Here is a 22,062-nt window from a genome sequence, read left to right on the forward strand (position 1 = left end):
GCGCTCACCGTATCCTCCCACCCCCCACCCCGGCTCCCCCGTCTCACCCCTCGTCGCCACCACCCCGACCTGGCCACCTACGCCCCGGCGAGTTCCGGGGGCGGAGCCCCGGCCGCGGGCCGTACGGCGGCGACGGCCAGTACGGCCCCGGAGCCGGCCCAGCGCCCCGGCCCGCCCCCGCCGCCCGCCCGGCCGGCCAGGGCCGAGCATGCGTGCCATCGCGCCCCCCCAAGCCCCCACCCACCCCCCACACCAGACCCAGCAGTCCCGCCGCCCCCGCCGCCCCCCCCCGCAGCTCCACGCCCGCCGCGAGCGCGTTCGCCGAGAAGCCCGTCGCCCACACCAGCCCCGCACACACCAGCCCGGTCACCGCGCCGAGCCGGACCGCGCAGGCCGGCACCCCGCGCCCGGGGCTCCGTACCGCCGTCACGGCACCCGCCCACAGCAACAGCAGGGCCACCGCCGGCACCAGCAGCCACACCCGCCCGTCGTACTCCGCGAGCCGCGCCACCGTCACCGGCTCCCGAGCCGACCCCGCCCCCGACAGCAGCTCGCCGAGCGGATGGGGCAGCAGCCGCGCAGGCGCGCCACCGGCGGTCCCCTCGAACGGCACGCACAACCCCGGCAGCACCCCCACCCAGGCCCCGTTCGGCGCGCCCAGCAGTGCCGCCCCCACGCGCCGCGAGTTCCGCACCCCGGGTCCGTACCCCCGCCCCCACCGGCAGCGACCGCAGCACCACATGCGCCAGCACCAGCGCCCCCGCCAGCGAAACCCCCAACGGGGTGACGTCCAGGGCCGTTTCCGCGCTCGCGGTGTCGATTCCCCAAGCCGACACCTCTCCTGACGGGGTCACCGAACCCCCCACCGCCAGTACCACCACGGCAGCGGTCACCGCGCCCAGCGAGCCGCCCGCCGCATCCGCGCCCAGCAGCCGGAGCCCGAGCGCGGCCACCACGGCCATCGTCATCACCGACCAGCCCACCGCGGCCACCGCGGACAGGAGCACCTCACCCCAGCGGATCCGGCCCATGTGCGCGACCCCCGATGCGAACCGACGTACCGAGCGGGCGAGAAGTCCCCTATCTCACTTTCCGGGCGCCTTGCGATGGCGTCAACAAGGCCCGGATTCCACTTGTGCTCCCGAGCCTGGAATAGTTCCCCCGGATGTTCGCCATCCCTAGACTCCCTGACGTCAGGGGGATCCTCGGGGGACAACAAGTGGGGCTGGAGTGCCGGAACTCGTACTGGAATTGAACGGAAGGACCTGGACCCTCGATCCGTCCAGGTCGTACACACTGGGGCGAGACCCCCAGGGTGACGTGGTGATCGACGATGCCCGCGTTTCGTGGCGGCACGCCACCATCAGCTGGAACGGCCGGGGTTGGGTCATCGAGGACCACGGCAGCACCAACGGCACATATGTGCGGGGGACCCGGGTCCAGCAGGCCGAACTCGCGCCCGGTACCCCGGTGCACCTCGGCAATGCGCAGGACGGCCCGCGGCTGAATCCGACCGCTGCCGTTCAGGCCGCCGCCGCGGCTGCCGCGGCTGCTGCCCCGGCGCAGGCCGGAGCCCAGCAGCAGGCTGCCGCCGGCTGGCCCGGCGCACACCAGCAGGCCCCGCAGCAGCAGGCCCCGCAGGCGTACGCCCCGCCGGCCCAGCACACCCCGCAGCAGCAACAGCAGTCGCACCAGCCGCAGCAGCACCAGCCGCACCAGCCGCACGTCCCCCAGCAGCAGGGCGCCCCTCGCCCCGCCCAGGGACACGGTGCCGGCGGCCCCGGCTACAGCGACCGCAGCCCGACCACCTTCCACCAGCTCGCGCTGGGCCACGTCATGCGCATCGGCCGTGCCCTGGACAACGAGCTGGTGGTCTCCGACCTCCAGGTCTCCCGGCACCACGCCGAGTTCCACTCCATGCCGGGCGGCCGGTTCGAGATCCGCGACCTCGGCAGCCACAACGGCACCTACGTCAACGGTCTGCCGCTGCCCAAGTCCGGAACCGCGCTGCTCGGCCCCAACGACATCGTCGGCGTCGGCCACTCCACGTTCCGGATCGTCGGCGACCGCCTCGAGGAGTTCGTCGACTCCGGCGACGTCTCCTTCTCGGCCCGCCACCTCACGGTGACGGTCGACGGCGGCAAGCAGATCCTCAAGGACGTCACCTTCGGCGTCCCGGAGAAGTCGCTGATCGGCGTCATCGGCCCGTCCGGCTCCGGAAAGTCGACGCTCCTCAAGGCGCTGACCGGCTACCGCCCCGCCGACCAGGGTGACGTCCTCTACGACAACCGCAACCTGTACAAGCAGTTCGCGGAGCTCCGCCAGCGCATCGGCCTGGTCCCGCAGGACGACATCCTGCACAAGGAGCTCACGGTCCGCACCGCGCTGAAGTACGCGGCCAAGCTCCGCTTCCCCGGCGACACCGCCGAGTCCGAGCGCGCGGCCCGTATCGACGAGGTGCTGCGCGAGCTCAAGCTCGACATCCACAAGGACAAGAAGATCACCTCCCTCTCGGGCGGCCAGCGCAAGCGCGTGTCCGTCGCCCTGGAGCTGCTCACCAAGCCGTCGCTGATCTTCCTCGACGAGCCGACCTCCGGCCTCGACCCGGGCATGGACCGCGATGTCATGCAGCTGCTGCGCGGCCTCGCCGACGACGGCCGCACCGTCCTGGTGGTCACCCACTCGGTCGCCGAGCTGGCCATCTGCGACAAGCTGCTGGTGATGGCGCCGGGCGGCTCGGTGGCGTACTTCGGCCCGCCGGACGAGGCGCTGAACTTCTTCGGCTACCAGACCTGGGCGGATGTCTTCTCGGCCTTCGAGAACTACCGCGACTACGACTGGGCCGGCCGCTGGAAGGGCTCGCAGCACTACCAGCTCTATGCCGCCGACATCGACGCGGTCGCCCCGCAGTCGGTCAGCATGCCGTCGCCGCAGCAGATGAACATGCCGAAGCCGCAGGGCTACGGCTCCCAGCTGTGGACCCTGATCCGCCGCTACATCTCGGTGATCGCGTCCGACAAGGGCTTCATGGGCCTGATGCTGATCCTGCCCGCCGTCCTGGGTGTGGTCTCCATCGTCATCCCGGCCGACTTCGGCCTGGGCAAGCCCACCCCGCCGAGCCGCTTCAACGGCGACGCCGGCACGATCATGCTGATCCTCGCGGTCGGCATGTGCTTCTCGGGCGCCGCCAACTCGGTCCGTGAGCTGATCAAGGAACGGGTCATCTACGAGCGTGAGCGCGCCACCGGCCTGTCCCGGTCGGCGTACCTCATGTCGAAGGTGATCGTCCTCGGCATCATCACCGCCATCCAGGGCGTGATCATCTGCGGGATCGGCTTCGCCCCCCGCGCGCTGCCCGAAGAGGGCCTGATCATGCCGCCGGCCGTGGAGCTCTGCCTCTCGGTGATCGCGCTCGGCTTCACCTCGATGATGTTCGGCCTGGTGATCTCCTCGCTGGTGAAGACCGCCGAGAAGACCATGCCGCTGCTGGTCATGTTCGCGATCGTCCAGGTCGTGTTCACCGGCATCCTCTTCCAGGTGTACGACTCCCCGGGCCTGGAGCAGTTCGCCTGGCTGATGCCGTCCCGCTGGGCGGTGGCCGCCGCGGGCACCACCCTGGACCTCGGCCACCTCATGCCCCCGTGGGACCAGAAGAACCCCGACAACCTCGACCCGCTCTGGGAGGCCACGGTCGGGCAGTGGACCCTGGACATCACCGTCCTGCTGCTCATCGGCGTCGCCTGCGGCTTCGCGGTGGCGCGCCTGCTGCGCCGCCACGAGCCGGAGGTCATGCGCAAGTAACGCACGTAACGCACGTAACGCATGTCAGCGGACCTGCGAAAACGCCGAGGGCGGCACCCGGATCCGGGTGCCGCCCTCGGCGCATGGGGGACTGTGTGCCCAGCTGCCCTTAGTAGGCGCTGTTGACGTTGTCCATGGAGCCGTAGCGGTCGGCCGCGTAGTTGCAGGCGGCGACGATGTTGGCGACCGGGTCGTACTGGTCGAACTTGGTGCCCTTGACGTGGTACGCCTTGAAGGTCGGGTAGATGACCTGGAGCAGACCCTTGCTGGGGATGCCGTTCTGGGCGTTGATGTCCCAGTTGTTGATGGCGCGCGGGTTGCCGCTGGACTCGCGCATGATGTTCTTGTGGATGCCCTGGTAGGTGCCGGGGATGCCTTCCTTCTTCATGATGAAGAGGGCTTCCTTGATCCAGCCGTCCAGGTTGTTCGCGAACACGGGCGTACGGGCGGCGGAGCGGCTGGCGGCCTCCTTGGTCGCCCGGGCCTTCTTCGCAGCGGCCTCGGCCTTGGCCTTGGCGGCCTTGGCGGCCTTGGCCTTCGCGTCGGCGTCCGCCTTGGCCTTGGCCTGCTTGACGGCGAAGGCCTGCTGCACGGCGACGTGGTCCGCGACGTTCTTCGTCTGCGCGGCGGCCACGACCTGCTGCACGGCGACCGGAGCGGCGGTGACGGCCTGGGCCTCACCGGCGTTGCCGGGAACCAGGGAGAAGGCGAGGGCAGCGGTGCCGAGGGTGGCGACGCCGGCGATCGACATCTTGTGGGCCTTGGTCATACGGCGAAGACCGGCAGAGCTGGACGCAGACATGGAGCACACCTTTACGAAGAGCGGGGGCCGCAGGAAAGCGCCACCGTGATCCGGGATCCAGCGGCGCTGTGCGACGGCAGCCATTCTTAGCGGTGGCAAAAACCTGTGGCAAAGGTGTGACGTACGAAGCCGGATAGTGGATCACGGGCCTGCCGGGAACCCGTGATTTCGCCGTCAGAGCTGCTGCGCGCAGTGCTGACGGCGTCCTTACATGGCCACTACTCTGCTTCGTAAGTGATGTGGGTCCTATGCCCGGGCTCACACCGGGCCCCCACCGAACTCACTATGTGTTGCTCGCGCAATGCAATCAGTGAGGTATGTCCTCCTTGAGTAGCAGATGGACGTCCCCGAACTCATGCCAAAGGCAGAGACGGGCCGCCGCCTCGGCATACCCGCGCTGTACGGCGGCCCGCCCGGCCACCGCCTCCAGCATCAGCAGGTGCGAGGCCTCCGGCTCGTGCAGTCCGGTCAGCAGGCCGTCCACCACCCGCACCCCGCGCTCCGGCGTCACCACCAGGTCCGTCCACCCCCGGGCCGCCCGCACCACCCCGTCCGTATCCGCCGCCGACTCCAGGGCCCGTACCGCGGTCGTCCCCACCGCGATCACCCTCCCGCCCGCCGCCCGGGCCGCGTTCACCAGCCCGGCCGTGGTCCCCGGCACCTCGAAGCGCTCCGGGTACGGCGGCTCGTGCGCCTCAGCCGAGGACACCCCGGTGTGCAGGGTCAGCGGAGCGAACTGCACCCCCCGGCTCACCAGGTGCGCCACCAGCCCGGCGGTGAAGGGCCGGCCGGCGCTCGGCATCTCCGCCGAGCCCGCACCGTCGGGGGAGGGCAGCGCGAAGACCGTCTGGTAGGCCGACAGCGGCTGGTCCCGCTCCGTGTACGCGTAGCGGATCGGCCGCCCGTACGCACGCATCACCCCCACCACCCCCGCTCCCGAGGGCCGTGCCCACCACAACCGGTCGGCACCTGCGGCCAGCGGCTCCTCCAGGACCAGCCGCAGTCCGTCCGGCAGCTCCAGCACCGCCCCCGCCGGGCCGCCGGTGCGCGGCCGGGTCGTCCCCCGTCCGTCCCGCCCGCGCACCTCCACCGCCCAGCGCCCGTCATCCCCCCGGGTGGAGAAGTGGACCACCACCTCCTCCCGGCCCTCGCCCCGGCCCTCCTCCCGGCCCAGCCGGGCGTCCACCGCCGCCGGCAGCGTGGCCGAGGTGTTCACCACCAGGACGTCCCCCGCCCGCAGCAGCCCCGGCAGCTCCCGGAACCCGTGCAGGGAGACCTCGGTACCCCGCGAGACCAGCAGCCGTACCGCATCCCGGCCCAGCCCCGGCCCCCGCTGCTCGGCCGGGACCCGGGCCACCAGATCCGGCGGTATGTCCCTTATATAGGGAGACCGTGCGTTCTGAGCCTCTATATAGGGGGACGGTGTGTTCTGGACCTCGGGTGCCGGGGTGCTCACACCGCACCTGCCCCGGCCAGCCCCTCCGCCGTGTACCGCCCGCTCGGCAGCTGCTCCGCCACCAGCCGCAGCAGCACCGGGGCCACCTCCTCCGGCCTCGGCAGCGCGGCCAGGTCCTCCTCCGGCTCGGCCGCCGCCATCATCCGCGTCGCCATCGACCCCGGATCCGCCCACCACACCCGCAGCCCCGGCTCCTCCACCGCCAGCACCGCCGACATCAGATCCACCGCCGCCTTGGTGCTCCCGTACGCCCCCCAGGTCCGGTACGCCGCCACCGCCGCATCGGAACTCAGATTGAGCACCGCACCCCGCGCGGAGTCCCGCAGCAGCCCCAGCGCCTCCTGGACCAGCCCCAGCGGCGCCACCACATTCGTCTCCAGCGCCGCCCGGAACGCCTCCAGCGGCTGCTCGGCCAGCGGCACCAGCGGCTCCGCCCCCAGCACGGCCGCATTGTTCACCAGCAGGTCCAGCCCGCCCAGACCGCGCGCCGCCGCCACCAGCTCCGCCCGGTACGCCGCCTCCGACACGTCCCCGGCCACCGCCACCACCCGGCCGCCGCCCTTCGAGAGCTCCTCCGCGGCCTCCGCCAGCAGCGCTCCGCTGCGCGCCCCCAGTACGAGATCCCAGCCGCGGCCCGCCAGCTCCCCGGCCAGCGCCCGGCCCAGCCCCCGCGAAGCCCCCGTCACCAGCGCCACTGCCATGACCCACACCCCTCGATCCGCTCCGTGATCCTCCGAACGCCTCCACCTCCAACCTACGAACCCGCAGCCGCCCGGCGCCTCGGCCGCCGGCCCCACCCGCCCCCCACCCTTGGCCCTAGGTCCACAGCCTCCGTCCAGAGGCCGATCCCGCAGGTCAGAGACCCAGGGGTACGGTGAGGCCATGCACAACGGACCGGAGAGAACCGGCCTCGCCGCGGTCAGCACCGCGCTGCTCGCCATGAGCCGGCACCTGGAGGTCCGCGACGTCCTCAAGACGATCGTCGCCTCGGCCCGCGAGCTCCTCGACGCCGAATACGCCGCCCTCGGCGTGCCCGACGACCACGGCGGCTTCGCCCAGTTCGTCGTGGACGGAGTCAGCGACGAGCAATGGCGCCGGATCGGACCGCTGCCCCGCCAGCACGGCATCCTCGCCGCGATGCTCCACTCGCCCGGCCTGGAGCGGCTGGCCGACGTACGCAAGGATCCGCGCTTCGAAGGCTGGCCGGCCGCCCACCCCGAGCTCTCCGATTTCCTCGGCCTGCCGATCCGCGACGGCGAGGAGATCCTCGGTGCGCTCTTCCTCGCCAACAAGCGCTGCCCGCGTCCCGAGGGCGGCTGCGGCTTCACCGAGGAGGACGAGGACGTGCTCGGCATCCTCGCCCAGCACGCCGCGATCGCCCTCACCAACGCCCGGCTCTACGAGCGCAGCCGCGAGCTGACCATCGCCGAGGAACGCTCCCGGCTGGCCCACGAGCTGCACGACGCGGTCGCCCAGAAGCTCTTCTCGCTCCGCCTCACCGCCCAGGCCGCCGCCGCCCTCGTGGACCGCGACCCGGCCCGGGCCCGACAGGAGCTCCAGCAGGTCGCCGCCCTCGCCGCGGAGGCCGCCGACGAACTGCGCGCCGCCGTGGTCGAGCTCCGCCCGGCCGCCCTCGACGAGGACGGCCTCGTCGCCACTCTGCGCAACCAGATCCAGGTCCTCGACCGTGCCCACAGCGCCCGCCTCACCTTCGCCGGCGAAGGGATCAAGGCGCTGCCCGCCGCCCACGAGGAAGCGCTCCTACGGGTCGCCCAGGAAGCCCTGCACAACGCCCTGCGGCACTCGGGCGCGGAGCATGTGACGGTCACCCTCACCCGCGACGCCGGTGGGGTATCCCTGCGGATCAGCGACGACGGCAGCGGCTTCGACCCGAAGACCGTCCGCCGGGCCGGCCGTCACCTCGGCCTGGTCTCCATGCGGGACCGGGCGAGCGGAGCGGGCGGCCGGCTCCTCGTGCAATCGGCGCCCGGTGCGGGCACCACGATCGAGATGGAGATCCCCGGTGGCTGACGAGCGGAGCGGCAGGACCAAGGTCCTGCTGGTGGACGATCACCAGGTGGTACGGCGCGGCCTGCGCACCTTCCTGGAGATCCAGGAGGACATCGAGGTGGTCGGCGAGGCGGCGGACGGGGAGGCCGGGGTCGCCCGGGCCGAGGAACTCCGCCCGGACGTGATCCTCATGGACATCAAGATGCCGGGCCTGGACGGCATCGACGCCCTCAAGCGCCTCCGCGAGCTCGGCAACCCGGCCCGGGTCCTGATCGTCGTCACCAGCTTCACCGAGCAGCGGACCGTGGTGCCCGCCCTGCGTGCCGGTGCGGCCGGATACGTCTACAAGGACATCGACCCGGACGCCCTGGCCGCGGCGATCCGCTCGGTGCGGGCCGGCCACGTCCTGCTCCAGCCCGAGGTGGCCGTGGCCCTCCTGACCCCGGACGACCAGCCGCCCGCCCCGACCCGGGGCTCGACCCTCACCGAGCGCGAGCGCGAGGTTCTCGGCCTCATCGCGGACGGCCGCTCCAACCGGGAGATCGCCCGCGCGCTGGTGCTGTCCGAGAAGACGGTCAAGACCCATGTCTCGAACATCCTGATGAAGCTGGACCTGGCGGACCGTACGCAGGCCGCGCTGTGGGCGGTGCGCACAGGTAACGCGACGGACTGACATTCATACGATCGGGTGGGTGTAGCCCACATGGCGCATCCGGGCCGGGGTCCGGGCGTTCTCCATGGCGTGCCGCGGCGGCAGGCCGCGGCGAAAGCTCATGGAGGCTTGACAGTGAAGAACGTGAAGAAGGCCGCTGCCGTCACCGCGATCGCGGGCGGCCTCGTCGCCGCTGCCGCGGGTGTCTCCGCGGCCCACGGCGGTGCGCACGCCGAGGGCAAGGCCATCGGCTCGCCCGGCGTCGCCTCCGGCAACCTGGTGCAGCTCCCCGTCCACGTGCCCGTGAACGTGGTCGGCAACAGCGTCACCGTGATCGGCCTGCTCAACCCGGCCTTCGCCAACACAGGCATCAACGCATAACACACCCCGCGCCCCCCGGTGTGGGCAATCGTCCCGCAGGGCTGGGGGTCCCCCCGGACGGAGTCTGGGGGAGGGTGGGCACACCGGGACGGCGGCCCGCACCGACCGCGCAGCGTGCGGCGGGCCCGGCCGGGCGCGCCCGGTGTGGGCAATCGTCCCGCGGGGCGGGACGGGTGGGCACACCGGGACCGCGGCCCGCACCAACCGCGCAGCGTGCTGCGGAGCGGGGCCTCAGCCCCGCTCCCGCTCCTCCACCGCCGCGTTGTACGCAGCAACCTGCGCCCGCCGCGCCACCCGCTCCACCGGCCGCAGCGCCACCGCCCGCGACTCCATCTCCGAGGCCGACACCGCCCCGCCGGGCCCGTGCTCGTACGCCATGCCCACCAGCAGCCCGATCCGCTGTGCCAGCTCCAGCACCCGCACCGCCCGCGGCGGATACCCCGGCGCCAGCACCTCACGCCCCGCCTCCGCCCGAGCCCGGTACGCGTCCAGCGCCGCCTCGGCCACCGGACCCGACGCCGCCACATCCAGCCGGGTCAGCGTCACCGTCGCCTCCCGCAGCGCCTCGGCCAGCTCCCGCTCCGCCTCGCCCAGCGAGGGCACGTCCGCCGGCGGGGCCTCCCGTACCGGCAGGCACTGCCAGAGCACCGACACATGCCGGTCACCCTCCGGCCCGGCCTCGGCCACCACCGGCACCAGCCCCAGCGGAGCCGACACACACACCACGGCCTCCTCCGCCTCCAAGGCCCTCGCATTGAACTCCGGCGGACCGCTCAGCCCCAGCGGATGCCCCGGCGCCGGCAGCGCCACCCGCAGCCCGGTCACACCCAGTGCCCGCAGCCGCCCCAGCGCGAGCGTCAGCCCCACCGGCCCGTCCTCGCCCGGCAGCCCCGCCACCCGGTGCACCGCATCCCCGCCCACCACGGACAACACCGCCTCGTCGGGCGAGACCAGACCGGCGAGCAGCGCGTTCCCCCAGGCGGCCAGCCGCCCTGAACGTGGTTCGATCAGCATCCCCCCACCTTACGGACCTCCCGAGTGGCGTAGGTTTGCCTGGGGCTGCGCACACCGGCGCGCTGAGACCACGACTGCAAGGGGAGACAACACGCTCATGAGCGACGTACTGGAGCTGGTGGACGTATCCGTGGTCCGCGAGGGCCGGGCTCTGGTGGACCAGATCTCCTGGTCGGTCAAGGAGGGGGAGCGCTGGGTGATCCTCGGCCCCAACGGCGCCGGGAAGACCACCCTGCTCAACGTTGCCTCCAGCTATCTCTTCCCCACCAAGGGCAGCGCCACCATCCTCGGCAGCACCCTCGGCAAGGTCGACGTGTTCGAGCTGCGCCCCCGCATCGGCATGGCCGGCATCGCCATGGCCGACAAGCTCCCCAAGCGCCAGACCGTCCTGCAGACCGTCCTCACCGCCGCCTACGGCATGACGGCCACCTGGCAGGAGGAGTACGAGGACATCGACGAGCAGCGCGCCCGCGCCTTCCTCGACCGCCTCGGCATGACCGAGTACCTCGACCGGAAGTTCGGCACCCTCTCCGAGGGCGAGCGCAAGCGCACCCTGATCGCCCGCGCCCTGATGACCGACCCCGAGCTGCTCCTCCTCGACGAGCCCGCCGCCGGTCTGGACCTCGGCGGTCGCGAGGACCTCGTACGCCGCCTCGGCCGGCTCGCCCGCGACCCGCTCGCGCCCTCCATGGTGATGGTCACCCACCATGTGGAGGAGATCGCCCCCGGCTTCACCCACGTCCTGATGATCCGTCAGGGCAAGGTGGTCGCCGCCGGCCCCCTCGACCTCGAACTCACCTCCCGCAACCTCTCGTTGTGCTTCGGCCTCCCCCTGGTCGTCGAGCGCAACGAAAACGAGCGCTGGACCGCGCAGGGCCTCCCGCTGCGTTAGTCCGTACCCTGTCCCGACCGCGCCCGGCCCACCTACCATGACCATGTGGACATCGACGCATGGGTGTGGTGGCTCGTCGGCGCGGTCGGACTCGGCATTCCGCTGGTCCTCACCGCCATGCCGGAGTTCGGCATGTTCGCGGCCGGTGCGGTGGCGGCGGCGATCACGGCAGCCCTCGGCGGCGGCATCGTCGCCCAGGTGCTCGTCTTTGTGATCGTCTCGGTCGCGCTGCTCGCCGTGGTCCGCCCGATCGCCAACCGGCACCGTGACCAGCGCCCCCAACACCGCAGCGGAATCGACGCGTTGAAGGGCAGAACCGCGGTCGTCCTGGAACGCGTCGACGGCAGCGGCGGGCGCATCAAGCTGGCCGGCGAGATCTGGTCGGCACGTACCCTCGACTCGGACCTCAGTTTCGAACCCGGCCAACAGGTCGACGTGGTCGACATCGACGGCGCCACCGCCGTCGTCATGTGAACAGGCACCAGGCACTCAGAAGGGCACGGGGAACCGCATGCAACCGATCATCATCGTCCTGATCATCCTGGTGGTGCTGGTCTTCATCGCGCTGGTCAAGACGATCCAGGTGATCCCGCAGGCCAGCGCAGCCATCGTCGAGCGGTTCGGCCGCTACACCCGCACCCTCAACGCGGGACTCAACATCGTCGTCCCGTTCATCGACTCGATCCGCAACCGGATCGACCTCCGCGAACAGGTCGTCCCGTTCCCGCCGCAGCCGGTCATCACCCAGGACAACCTGGTCGTCAACATCGACACCGTCATCTACTACCAGGTGACCGACGCCCGCGCCGCAACCTACGAGGTGGCCAGCTACATCCAGGCCATCGAGCAGCTCACCGTCACCACCCTCCGCAACATCATCGGCGGCATGGACCTGGAGCGGACCCTGACCTCCCGCGAGGAGATCAACGCCGCCCTCCGCGGAGTCCTCGACGAGGCCACCGGCAAGTGGGGCATCCGCGTCAACCGCGTCGAGCTCAAGGCCATCGAGCCGCCGACCTCCATCCAGGACTCGATGGAGAAGCAGATGCGCGCCGACCGCGACAAGCGGGCCGCGATCCTCCAGGCCGAGGGTGTCCGGCAGTCCGAGATCCTGCGCGCCGAGGGCGAGAAGCAGTCCTCCATCCTCCGCGCCGAGGGTGAGGCCAAGGCCGCCGCCCTCAAGGCCGAGGGTGAGGCCCAGGCCATCCGTACGGTCTTCGAGTCCATCCACGCGGGCGACGCCGACCAGAAGCTCCTCGCCTACCAGTACCTCCAGATGCTCCCGAAGATCGCGGAAGGCGACGCCAACAAGCTCTGGATCGTGCCGAGCGAGATCGGCGACGCCCTCAAGGGCCTCTCCGGCGCCATGGGCAACTTCGGCCCGCTGGGCGGACCTTCCGTCCCCAAGCAGGCGCCCCCGAACGACCCCCCGGCCCGCCGCGAACAGCCCCCGATCGACTGACCGGGACCGGCCCTCCGGCATGATCGGTGACGGCCCCTCGACCTTCACGGCGGGGAGGCGACTCACTGATCGAAGGAGATGGCCTTGTCCATCCACGACTCCCTCTGGGAATCACTCGCGGTCTTCGGTGCCGGCATCGGCGCCGGCACCATCAACACCATCGTCGGCTCCGGCACCCTGATCACCTTCCCGGTCCTGCTCGCCACCGGCCTCCCGCCGGTCACCGCGAACGTCTCCAACACCCTCGGCCTGGTACCGGGATCCATCAGCGGCGCCATCGGCTACCGCAAGGAACTGCGCGGCCAGGGCAGGCGCGTCCGGCGCCTGGCCGGCACGGCCCTCCTCGGCGGTCTGACCGGCGCCGTCCTGCTGCTCCTGCTGCCCTCGGAAGCCTTCGTGGCGATCGTCCCGGTCCTCATCGGACTCGCGCTCGTCCTCGTCGTCTTCCAGCCGAGGCTCGCCAAGGCCCTCCGCGCCCGCCAGGACCGCACCAGTACCGGCACCGACACCGGCACGGGCACCGGCGAGGCGCACGGCGAGGCGCACGGCGACGGCGGACCCGCCCTGCACGCCGGCATGCTGCTCGCCAGCGCCTACGGCGGCTACTTCGGCGCAGCCCAAGGAGTCCTCTACGTCGGCCTGATGGGCCTCTTCCTCCACGACGACCTGCAACGCATCAACGCCGTCAAGAACGTCCTCGCCGCCATGGTCAACGGCATCGCGGCGATCGTCTTCCTCTTCGTTGCCGAGTTCGACTGGACCGCGGTCCTCCTGATCGCCATCGGCTCCACCATCGGCGGCCAGCTCGGCGCCAAGATCGGCCGACGCCTCCCGCCGACCGCGCTGCGCGCGGTCATCGTGGCGGTCGGCATCGTGGCGATCGTCCAGATCCTCCTGTACTCCTAGGGGTGTCCCGGGGGCTGGACACCTCAGGCGGTCCGCTCCAGCCAGTCCGGCAGCGCATCCCGGCCGCCCGACCCCAGAGCCAGCAGCATGGCGTCCGCCGGAGTCGGCACGAACGGCTTCCGGAGCAGCGGCATCCCCGCCTCGTCCGGAGTCCGGGCCGCCTTGCGGTGATTGTCCTCCGCACAGGACGCCACCGTGTTCAGCCAGGTGTCCCCGCCGCCCTGCGCCTTGGGCACCACGTGGTCCACCGTGGTGGCGCGTTTCCCGCAGTACGCGCACCGGTGCTGGTCCCTGGCCAGCACCCCCCGCCGCGACCATGGAGCATGTCTTCGGAACGGCACCCGGACATACCGGCAGAGCCTGATCACCCGCGGCATCGGAAGATCCACGGCAGCAGCGCGCACACGGAGCTCGGGGTGCGACTGCTCGACGACGGCCTTGTCCTGGAGCACCAGAACCACAGCACGATTCAACGTCACCGTCGACAGCGGCTCGAAGCTCGCATTCAGCACCAGCGTGTCCCGCATCTCGCCCACCTCCCGTGTGCAGGCCCGCACCCCTTTGGCAGCAAGGCCCGGCACCACTCTGGCTGTGCGCGCCACGCGGGACAACGCAATAAAAATGCCCGGTCCTGGTCACCTTTAGACCAGGGCCGGGCAAACGCTCGGCGAACGATCAGCCCGCGGCAGGGGCCTCGTACTCACCGATCAGCTGGGCGCGACCCAGCGAGTGGAAGCGCAGATGGAACCCGACCACCGCCGGAGACGCGTCCGCACCCGGGCCGAGCTTCTCCTGGTCCACCGCGTAGACGGTGAACACATACCGGTGCCGCTCCCCGGCGGGCGGAGCCGCCCCGCCGAAGTCCTTCGTCCCGTAGTCGTTCCGTACGTGGACCGCCCCGGCGGGCAGCCCCTCGAACGTGCCGCTGCCGGCCCCGGCCGGCAGCTCGGTCACCGACGCGGGAAGATCGAACAGCACCCAGTGCCAGAACCCGCTGCCCGTCGGCGCATCCGGATCGAAGCAGGTCACGGCAAAGCTCTTGGTCCCCTCCGGGAACCCCTCCCACCGCAACTGCGGGGACACGTCCCCACCCGCCTTCACCTGCCCCGGTCCCAGCTCCGCACCCGGTGCGAGATCGGCACTGCTCACCGTGAACTCGTGCACCTCGGGGTGGAAATCGTGCGGGAGCGGCGGCCTCTTCGGCTCGGACACGACGGAAACCTCCTGGTGTGATCGGCAACCTTCCGAAGGGGAGCCTAGAGCCTCGGGTGATCGTTTACGGTCATCCGATGCCAAGACCACTTTCCGGGCGCGGACTTCTCGCCGCAGCCCTCATCGCCTGCGCCGGAAGCCTGCTCGGCCCACCGCCCGCCGGCGCCGACGGAACCGCGCCGACCGCGACAGCCGCGACAGCCACGACGACCGCGCCGACCGCGGAGAACGGCCGGATACTCTTCCGGTCCGGCACCGCCGGCTACGGCTGCTTCCGCATACCCACGATCGTCAAGACCAAGGCCGGCAGCCTGCTCGCCTTCACCGAGGCCCGAACCTCCCCCTCCTGCGCGGACCGCGGCGACGTGGACATCGTCCTCCGCCGCTCGACCGACGACGGCCGCACCTGGGGCCCGATCCGGGTCGCCACCTCCGGCAGCGAGAACGACCCCAACGCCCCCCATACCCGCGGCAACCCCTCGCCCGTGGTGGACATCAACGGCGACGGCAGGATCAGCCTGCTCTCCACCGGCGAACCGGCGGTCTTCCCGCCCGGAGAGCCACGCAAGGCGTACGCCCAGAACAGCACCGACGACGGACTGACGTTCTCGCCCCCGCGACAGATCACCCGGCTGCGCGGCATGAACAGCACCGGCTGGTTCGGTACCGGTCCCGCACACGGCATCCAGCTCAGCACCGGCCCCCACGCCGACCGCCTCGTCGTCGGCGCCTACGAGGACGGACCCGGGGGCCGGTTAGCCGGCTACCTCTACAGCGACAACGGCGGCATCAACTGGCACGCACGCCCGACCGACGTCACCCCGGAAACCCCCACCATGAAGCCCGGCGAGCCCGCCGTGGCCGAACTCTCCGGCGGCCGGGTCTACATCGGCGCCCGCAACGAGAAGACCCAGGACACGGAGGAGATCGCCCAGCCGAACCTCCGCACCTACGGCATCGCACCCGCCGACGACACGGCGATCCCGGCCCAGGCCTTCACCGCCAACCTGAAGACGCCCAGTGTCCAGGCCTCGGTCCTCACCCTGCACCACACCTCCGTGCCGCAGACGCCGAACCTGATGATCCTCGCGGCACCGACCGGCACGCCCGCGGGCGCGAGCGGGCCGGATCAGCCCGCCAGACCGAACGACCGGGCCAACCTGAAGATCCACTACTCCCTGGACGAAGGGAAGACCTGGACGGCCGGAACCACAATCAAGTCCGGTCCGGCGGGCTACTCGGACCTCGCAGAGCTGGACAACGGCCGCGTCGCACTCGTCCACGAGGGCGGCAACCCCGGATCCCCGCCCCGGGCCGAGGGGGAGTGGTCCTCCGCCAACATCTACTTCCGCAACCTCGACCCCCGAGAACTGGGCCTGCCCGCCAACACGGTCTTCCCCACCGTTCCGGCCTTCACCCCCACACCCGACGCCCCCACCACACCCGACGCCTCGCCCCAGGCGAACGACGCCCACTACGCCGGAAACGCCACATTGGGCGCCGGCAGGTTCGGGCAGCGGGGGCTTCAGCTCGACGGTACCGGCGACTTCGCCCACGTACCGTACGGCCGCTCCCTGAACCCGGGCGATCTGGATGATCCGGATGATCCGGGCGGCGGCAACTTCACCTACTCCCTGCACTTCCAGCACAACGCCGCCGCCGACGCCGAGCCGGCCATGCTGCTCTGGGCCTACGGGGTCGGCACCGCGCCACAGGTCTGGATCCGGGCCGAACCGAAGGGCGACCGCATCCTGGCCCACGTCCAGGGCAAGGACGGCACGGCAGAGGTCTCCGTCCCGGGCGAGGCCGCCTTCAGCGGAGAAGCCTGGAACCACCTCACCCTCGTCCGTGACGGAACCAAGATCAGACTCCAGGTCAACGGAATCACGTCCACCACCCAGGTCGGCGAGGTCCGTGGCGCCGTCACGAAACCGTCCTTCGAAGCCAACCAGGGCGTGGCCGTCGGAGGCCGAGTCGGCGACGGATACCGGTCGTTCAAGGGCGGCATCGACGAGGTCCGCCTCTACCTCGACGACCTGAACGACACCCAGATCGGCGAGCTGCGCGACAACAACTCCGAGACCGCCCGGGAAAGCCTCGTCCTCCGTCTCCCCTTCCAGGTCGAAGACCAGGCCGACACGGCTGCCCTGACCTCCGTGTCGATCGCCGACGACGTCTCCGGCAAGTGCGTGGACGGAACGGTCCTCGGCGGAGTCAGCGCCGACAACCGGGTCAAAGGAAAGACCGACCTGGGAGCCCTGGCCGTGGACGCGACCCACCCCGGCGTCGAGACCCCCTTCCGGCGCGCCCTCGACGTCGGCTCCGGCGACTTCAGCTACGCCCTCTGGTTCAAGAACACCCCGACGAGCAACTCGAGCGAGTCGAACGAGGTCCTGCTCTGGGCCTACGGTGTGGACCCCGACGGAACCGGCACCGCCAAGGCACCGTCACTCGGGGCGCGCATCGAACCCGGACCCGGACCCGGAGCCAACCGGATCCTCGCCTGGGCGGAGACCTCCCAGGGCCGCGTCGAGCGGCAGATCGACGGCGCCCCCGGCCTGCACGACACAAACTGGCACCTGCTCACTCTCACCAGGACCGCCGACGGCTTCAGCCTCGGTATCGACCGCACCGTCACACCCCCCGCACCACTCTCAGGGAAGTTCGAGCTCGCGGACGGCACCACCCCGCTCGGCCTCCGGGTCGGGTCCCAGCCCGGCGGCGGCGATCCGCTCACCGGAGTCATCGACGACGTCCGGCTCTACGCGCGAGCGCTCACCGCGACGGACCTGAAGGGTCTCGTGCCCGACCCGGGCGGGAAGTACACGGCGCCGGCCGAGGACGACGTCCGGTTCAAGTGGTCCATGGAACACGGCAACGTCCAGAAGCACAGCGTCATACGGCCCGCTTCGACCGGCCGCTCCACCCCGGATGAGTCCGCACACTGCAACAACGCCTACGTCCACGGCGGCACCTACCGGCCTGACGGCGGCAGGTTCGGCCAGGCGTTCAGGGTCAACGGCCTGCCCGGCAAGGACGGCAAGGTCGAACTCCCCTACACGGATTCCGAAGCCTTCGGAGCCGGTGACTTCACCGTCGCCACCGTGTTCAGCCACGACCCGGACACCTCCGCGAAGCAGAGCATCGTCTGGGCCTACGGAGACGGGGACGCTGAGCGCCAGCTCCGGATCCGCGTCGAGGCGCGGACAGAGCAGGTGAACGGGGTGAAGGTCACGAAGCGGAAGCTCGTCGGCTTCGTGCAGACGGACGCCGGCCCGACCGAGGTCGCGACCGACGCACCCGGCGCGGGCTGGCACCACGTCGCCCTGACCCGCAAGGGCAACGAGCTGAGGCTGTACCTCGACGGGCAGGAGAAGCAGCTGAACAGGGTCACCGGATCCCTCACCCGCCCGGACTCCTTCGACGTCCAGGGCTTCGTCCTCGGCGACAGCCCCGCCGGCGGCCAGCCGCTCAAGGGCTCCCTCGACGAGTTCCGCCTCTACCGGCAGGCCATCGACGGCCCCGGCCTCACCGCACTGTGGAACACGAACACCGCCCCGGCGCAGTACAAGGACAAGGAGGCCGTCCACCTGCCCCTCGACGTGATCGAGAACGGCGAGTACAGCCGCATGTGACGACCCCGGACACGGGGGAGGGGCCGGGCCGCCACTGCGACCCGGCCCCTCTGCACACCGCGACCGGTCAGAACCAGTTCCGCTGCGAGCCCACCGAGGCGATCCACTGGTTCAGGTACGCCGCCCAGTCGGTCGACTGGTACGACTGCAGACCCACCTGGAAGCAGCGGAAGGTGTCGCTGCCCTCGGAGAACAGACCGGGCTTCTTGTCCATCTCCAGTACGACGTCCATCTCACGGCCGTCGGAGACAAAGGTCAGCTCGACCTGGTTCAGCCCGCGGTACTGCTGCGGCGGCACGAACTCGATCTCCTGGTAGAAGGGCAGCGTCTGCCGGGTACCCCGGATGTGCCCGCGCTCCATGTCCGCGCTGCGGAACCGGAAGCCCAGCTGACCGAAGGCGTCCAGGATCGCCTGCTGCGCCGGCACCGGGTGGACGTTGATCGGGTCCAGGTCCCCGGCGTCCACCGCCCGAGCGATCTCCAGCTCGGTGCTGACCCCGATGTTCATGCCGTGCAGGTGCTGACCGGCGAAGTGGGTGATCGGGGTCTCCCACGGAATCTCCAGCCCGAACGGCACCACGTGCACCGCACCGGCCTGAACGGTGAAGGCCCCGCCGAGCCGCTGCTTGGTGAAGACGATGTCCTGCTTGACCTCCTGGTCACCGCTCTCGACCTCGACCCGGGCCTGCAGACCGACGGACAGTCCCTCGATCTGCTGGTCCACCGATCCGCCCTGGATCCGGACCTCTCCCTGCACGATGCCGCCCGGCACCACGTTCGGCTCGGTGATGATCGTGTCCACCGAGGCCCCACCGGCCCCCAGGCTCGCCAGCAGCTTCCTGAAACCCATGCCTTGTCTCCTACGTTTACGTTCCGAGGACCACTCGTACCCAGTACCTCTTACCAACGCGGAACCATAGAGCTCGGTTGCAGCTCTGCGGTGTCCACTACGCTCGACCGGATGAGCGCGCGTCCCGACCGTACGCCCCTGCCCCGCGGCTTCTACGACCGCCCGGTCCTCGAAGTCGCCCCGGACCTCCTCGGCCGCACCCTGGTCCGCCGTACTCCGGAAGGCCGGATCGAGCTGCGCATCACCGAGGTGGAGGCGTACGAGGGCCAGGCCGATCCGGGCTCCCACGCCTACCGGGGGCGCACCGCCCGCAACGCATCCATGTTCGGCCCGCCCGGACACGCGTACGTCTACTTCATCTACGGCATGTGGTTCAGCCTCAACCTGGTGTGCGGCCCGGAGGGCCGGGCGAGTGGTGTGCTGCTCCGTGCGGGTGAGATCACGGTGGGTGCCGAGCTGGCGGCCAAACGTCGACTTTCAGCCAGAACCCCGCGAGAACTCGCCAAAGGCCCGGCCCGCCTGGCCACGGCCCTGGATGTGGACCGAACCCTCGACGGCACCGACCTCTGCGCCGGCCCGGACTCCCCGCTCTCGGTCCTCGCCGGCACGCCCACCCCGCCCGACCTGGTGAGCAGCGGCCCCCGCACGGGAGTCAGCGGCGACGGCGCCCACCACCCCTACCGGTTCTGGATCGCCGACGACCCGACGGTGAGCCCTTACCGCCCGCATGTGCCACGCCGCCGCTCAACTTGACTCGCCCTTGCCGGACGCCTAACGTAGCCCGAGCCGCTTGAAACGGGGCACTGCTGTCAGCAGCCTCCGAAGCGGCCAACCACTACCTACGATTCACCCTGACGGGGTCGATTTCGGCATGCCCGAATTCAATCCCAGCGGCTCGATTATGAACTGCAAGGGAAATCCGCTAACGTAGTGACCACGCCGAAAGGGAAAGCGCGAAAGCGAGAACCTGGAAAGCGCCGAGGAAATCGGGTCCGAAAAGATCTGATAGAGTCGGAAACGCGAGAACGAAGGAAGCGCCCGGAGGAAAGCCCGCGAGGGTCAGTACAAAGGAAGCGTCCGCACCTTGAGAACTCAACAGCGTGCCAAAAATCAACGCCAGAAGTTGATACCCCGTCCACCTCGGTGGATGAGGTTCCTTTGAAGAAACAAAACACAGCGAGGACGCTGTGGACGGTCGGCCATATTCCGGCATGACCGTCCCGCTCAACGCGAGTGTCACCCGATTACGGGTAAACATTCACGGAGAGTTTGATCCTGGCTCAGGACGAACGCTGGCGGCGTGCTTAACACATGCAAGTCGAACGATGAAGCCCTTCGGGGTGGATTAGTGGCGAACGGGTGAGTAACACGTGGGCAATCTGCCCTTCACTCTGGGACAAGCCCTGGAAACGGGGTCTAATACCGGATACCACTCCTGCCTGCATGGGCGGGGGTTGAAAGCTCCGGCGGTGAAGGATGAGCCCGCGGCCTATCAGCTTGTTGGTGGGGTAATGGCCCACCAAGGCGACGACGGGTAGCCGGCCTGAGAGGGCGACCGGCCACACTGGGACTGAGACACGGCCCAGACTCCTACGGGAGGCAGCAGTGGGGAATATTGCACAATGGGCGAAAGCCTGATGCAGCGACGCCGCGTGAGGGATGACGGCCTTCGGGTTGTAAACCTCTTTCAGCAGGGAAGAAGCGAAAGTGACGGTACCTGCAGAAGAAGCGCCGGCTAACTACGTGCCAGCAGCCGCGGTAATACGTAGGGCGCAAGCGTTGTCCGGAATTATTGGGCGTAAAGAGCTCGTAGGCGGCTTGTCGCGTCGGATGTGAAAGCCCGGGGCTTAACCCCGGGTCTGCATTCGATACGGGCAGGCTAGAGTGTGGTAGGGGAGATCGGAATTCCTGGTGTAGCGGTGAAATGCGCAGATATCAGGAGGAACACCGGTGGCGAAGGCGGATCTCTGGGCCATTACTGACGCTGAGGAGCGAAAGCGTGGGGAGCGAACAGGATTAGATACCCTGGTAGTCCACGCCGTAAACGTTGGGAACTAGGTGTTGGCGACATTCCACGTCGTCGGTGCCGCAGCTAACGCATTAAGTTCCCCGCCTGGGGAGTACGGCCGCAAGGCTAAAACTCAAAGGAATTGACGGGGGCCCGCACAAGCAGCGGAGCATGTGGCTTAATTCGACGCAACGCGAAGAACCTTACCAAGGCTTGACATATACCGGAAAGCATTAGAGATAGTGCCCCCTTGTGGTCGGTATACAGGTGGTGCATGGCTGTCGTCAGCTCGTGTCGTGAGATGTTGGGTTAAGTCCCGCAACGAGCGCAACCCTTGTCCTGTGTTGCCAGCATGCCCTTCGGGGTGATGGGGACTCACAGGAGACCGCCGGGGTCAACTCGGAGGAAGGTGGGGACGACGTCAAGTCATCATGCCCCTTATGTCTTGGGCTGCACACGTGCTACAATGGCCGGTACAATGAGCTGCGATACCGTGAGGTGGAGCGAATCTCAAAAAGCCGGTCTCAGTTCGGATTGGGGTCTGCAACTCGACCCCATGAAGTCGGAGTTGCTAGTAATCGCAGATCAGCATTGCTGCGGTGAATACGTTCCCGGGCCTTGTACACACCGCCCGTCACGTCACGAAAGTCGGTAACACCCGAAGCCGGTGGCCCAACCCCTTGTGGGAGGGAGCTGTCGAAGGTGGGACTGGCGATTGGGACGAAGTCGTAACAAGGTAGCCGTACCGGAAGGTGCGGCTGGATCACCTCCTTTCTAAGGAGCACAGTACCGATTGCAGACAAACGTTCTGCACGGTCAGCTCATGGGTGGAACGTTGATTAGTTGGCGTGAGTGACCTGATGGTCTTCCTAGTACTGCTTCGGCGTGGAACGGGGGATACGGACGGGGCTCACGCCTGGCACGTTGTTGGGTATCTGAGGGTACGGCCGGTTGGTCGAACCTTCGCGATGCCGGCCCCAG

18 protein-coding genes, 1 rRNA gene and 1 pseudogene are annotated in these 22,062 nt (G+C 69.8%); 11 read left to right on the forward strand and 9 right to left on the reverse strand.

Going from position 1 to position 22,062, the window contains the following annotated elements:
- Nucleotides 1-43: 43 nt before the first annotated feature.
- Nucleotides 44-694, reverse strand: coding sequence for a streptophobe family protein (locus DEJ50_RS26090; RefSeq protein ID WP_150210540.1), 651 nt, complete (start codon nucleotides 692-694; stop codon nucleotides 44-46).
- Between the two features lies 1 nt (nucleotide 695).
- A pseudogene (locus tag DEJ50_RS35620) lies at nucleotides 696-1,031 on the reverse strand (streptophobe family protein); the annotation flags it as partial.
- A gap of 199 nt (nucleotides 1,032-1,230) precedes the next feature.
- Here DEJ50_RS35620 and DEJ50_RS26095 point away from each other — a divergent pair.
- Nucleotides 1,231-3,801: an FHA domain-containing protein gene (locus DEJ50_RS26095; protein WP_190344692.1), complete on the forward strand. Its 2,571-nt coding sequence runs from the start codon at nucleotides 1,231-1,233 to the stop codon at nucleotides 3,799-3,801.
- Nucleotides 3,802-3,910: 109 nt separating this feature from the next.
- Here DEJ50_RS26095 and DEJ50_RS26100 read toward each other — a convergent pair whose 3' ends face one another.
- From DEJ50_RS26100 to DEJ50_RS26110, 3 genes are all read right to left on the reverse strand, one after another.
- Nucleotides 3,911-4,603, reverse strand: a complete 693-nt coding sequence (locus DEJ50_RS26100; RefSeq protein ID WP_150210542.1) for a transglycosylase SLT domain-containing protein — start codon at nucleotides 4,601-4,603, stop codon at nucleotides 3,911-3,913.
- A gap of 307 nt (nucleotides 4,604-4,910) precedes the next feature.
- Nucleotides 4,911-5,984: an S-adenosylmethionine:tRNA ribosyltransferase-isomerase gene (locus DEJ50_RS26105; protein WP_411757692.1), complete on the reverse strand. Its 1,074-nt coding sequence runs from the start codon at nucleotides 5,982-5,984 to the stop codon at nucleotides 4,911-4,913.
- A gap of 71 nt (nucleotides 5,985-6,055) precedes the next feature.
- A complete protein-coding gene (locus DEJ50_RS26110) occupies nucleotides 6,056-6,760 on the reverse strand; it encodes an SDR family NAD(P)-dependent oxidoreductase (protein ID WP_150210543.1) in 705 nt (234 codons plus the stop codon).
- Nucleotides 6,761-6,941: 181 nt separating this feature from the next.
- On the opposite strand from DEJ50_RS26110, the gene DEJ50_RS26115 reads away from it, so the two are divergent.
- The 3 genes from DEJ50_RS26115 (at nucleotide 6,942) to DEJ50_RS26125 (ending at nucleotide 9,102) form a co-directional block, all read left to right on the forward strand.
- Entirely contained in the window at nucleotides 6,942-8,090 is a 1,149-nt protein-coding gene (locus DEJ50_RS26115; RefSeq protein ID WP_150210544.1) for a GAF domain-containing sensor histidine kinase, read from the forward strand.
- Complete coding sequence (locus tag DEJ50_RS26120; protein ID WP_150210545.1) at nucleotides 8,083-8,742, forward strand: response regulator; 660 nt, start codon at nucleotides 8,083-8,085, stop codon at nucleotides 8,740-8,742. The genes DEJ50_RS26115 and DEJ50_RS26120 overlap by 8 nt, the downstream gene beginning before the upstream one ends.
- Nucleotides 8,743-8,856: 114 nt before the next feature.
- Nucleotides 8,857-9,102: a chaplin gene (locus DEJ50_RS26125; protein WP_150210546.1), complete on the forward strand. Its 246-nt coding sequence runs from the start codon at nucleotides 8,857-8,859 to the stop codon at nucleotides 9,100-9,102.
- Nucleotides 9,103-9,333: 231 nt separating this feature from the next.
- Here the strand turns inward: DEJ50_RS26125 and DEJ50_RS26130 are convergent, their stop codons facing one another.
- Nucleotides 9,334-10,116 (reverse strand): hypothetical protein, encoded by a 783-nt coding sequence (locus DEJ50_RS26130; RefSeq protein WP_150210547.1) that lies wholly within the window; start codon nucleotides 10,114-10,116, stop codon nucleotides 9,334-9,336.
- A 97-nt stretch (nucleotides 10,117-10,213) separates the two neighbouring features.
- On the opposite strand from DEJ50_RS26130, the gene DEJ50_RS26135 reads away from it, so the two are divergent.
- The 4 genes from DEJ50_RS26135 to DEJ50_RS26150 all read left to right on the forward strand — a co-directional run bounded on the left by DEJ50_RS26135 (nucleotide 10,214) and on the right by DEJ50_RS26150 (nucleotide 13,376).
- Complete coding sequence (locus DEJ50_RS26135; protein WP_150210548.1) at nucleotides 10,214-11,008, forward strand: ABC transporter ATP-binding protein; 795 nt, start codon at nucleotides 10,214-10,216, stop codon at nucleotides 11,006-11,008.
- A gap of 45 nt (nucleotides 11,009-11,053) precedes the next feature.
- The gene (locus DEJ50_RS26140; RefSeq protein WP_150210549.1) at nucleotides 11,054-11,482 is read left to right on the forward strand and encodes an NfeD family protein; all 429 of its coding nucleotides are present in this window, start codon (nucleotides 11,054-11,056) and stop codon (nucleotides 11,480-11,482) included.
- Between the two features lie 37 nt (nucleotides 11,483-11,519).
- The gene (locus DEJ50_RS26145; protein WP_150210550.1) at nucleotides 11,520-12,470 is read left to right on the forward strand and encodes an SPFH domain-containing protein; all 951 of its coding nucleotides are present in this window, start codon (nucleotides 11,520-11,522) and stop codon (nucleotides 12,468-12,470) included.
- Between the two features lie 78 nt (nucleotides 12,471-12,548).
- A complete protein-coding gene (locus tag DEJ50_RS26150) occupies nucleotides 12,549-13,376 on the forward strand; it encodes a sulfite exporter TauE/SafE family protein (protein ID WP_150210551.1) in 828 nt (275 codons plus the stop codon).
- Nucleotides 13,377-13,399: 23 nt separating this feature from the next.
- On the opposite strand, the gene DEJ50_RS26155 is transcribed toward DEJ50_RS26150, so the two are convergent.
- Together DEJ50_RS26155 and DEJ50_RS26160 are read right to left on the reverse strand one after the other, a co-directional pair.
- On the reverse strand, nucleotides 13,400-13,903 hold the full coding sequence (locus tag DEJ50_RS26155; RefSeq protein WP_150210552.1) for an HNH endonuclease: 504 nt from the start codon (nucleotides 13,901-13,903) through the stop codon (nucleotides 13,400-13,402).
- Nucleotides 13,904-14,051: 148 nt separating this feature from the next.
- Nucleotides 14,052-14,588 (reverse strand): YbhB/YbcL family Raf kinase inhibitor-like protein, encoded by a 537-nt coding sequence (locus DEJ50_RS26160; RefSeq protein WP_150210553.1) that lies wholly within the window; start codon nucleotides 14,586-14,588, stop codon nucleotides 14,052-14,054.
- Nucleotides 14,589-14,665: 77 nt separating this feature from the next.
- Here DEJ50_RS26160 and DEJ50_RS26165 point away from each other — a divergent pair, with 77 nt between their 5' ends.
- Nucleotides 14,666-18,223, forward strand: a complete 3,558-nt coding sequence (locus DEJ50_RS26165) for a LamG-like jellyroll fold domain-containing protein (protein ID WP_150210554.1) — start codon at nucleotides 14,666-14,668, stop codon at nucleotides 18,221-18,223.
- A gap of 67 nt (nucleotides 18,224-18,290) precedes the next feature.
- Here DEJ50_RS26165 and DEJ50_RS26170 read toward each other — a convergent pair whose 3' ends face one another.
- Nucleotides 18,291-19,073, reverse strand: a complete 783-nt coding sequence (locus DEJ50_RS26170; protein WP_150210555.1) for a sporulation protein — start codon at nucleotides 19,071-19,073, stop codon at nucleotides 18,291-18,293.
- Nucleotides 19,074-19,184: 111 nt separating this feature from the next.
- On the opposite strand from DEJ50_RS26170, the gene DEJ50_RS26175 reads away from it, so the two are divergent.
- Both DEJ50_RS26175 and DEJ50_RS26185 read left to right on the forward strand, forming a co-directional pair.
- Entirely contained in the window at nucleotides 19,185-19,826 is a 642-nt protein-coding gene (locus tag DEJ50_RS26175) for a DNA-3-methyladenine glycosylase (protein ID WP_150210556.1), read from the forward strand.
- Nucleotides 19,827-20,330: 504 nt separating this feature from the next.
- A 16S ribosomal RNA gene (locus tag DEJ50_RS26185) occupies nucleotides 20,331-21,855 on the forward strand.
- Nucleotides 21,856-22,062 lie beyond the last annotated feature (207 nt).

Source organism: Streptomyces venezuelae, assembly GCF_008642295.1.
GTDB lineage: Bacteria > Actinomycetota > Actinomycetes > Streptomycetales > Streptomycetaceae > Streptomyces > Streptomyces venezuelae_C.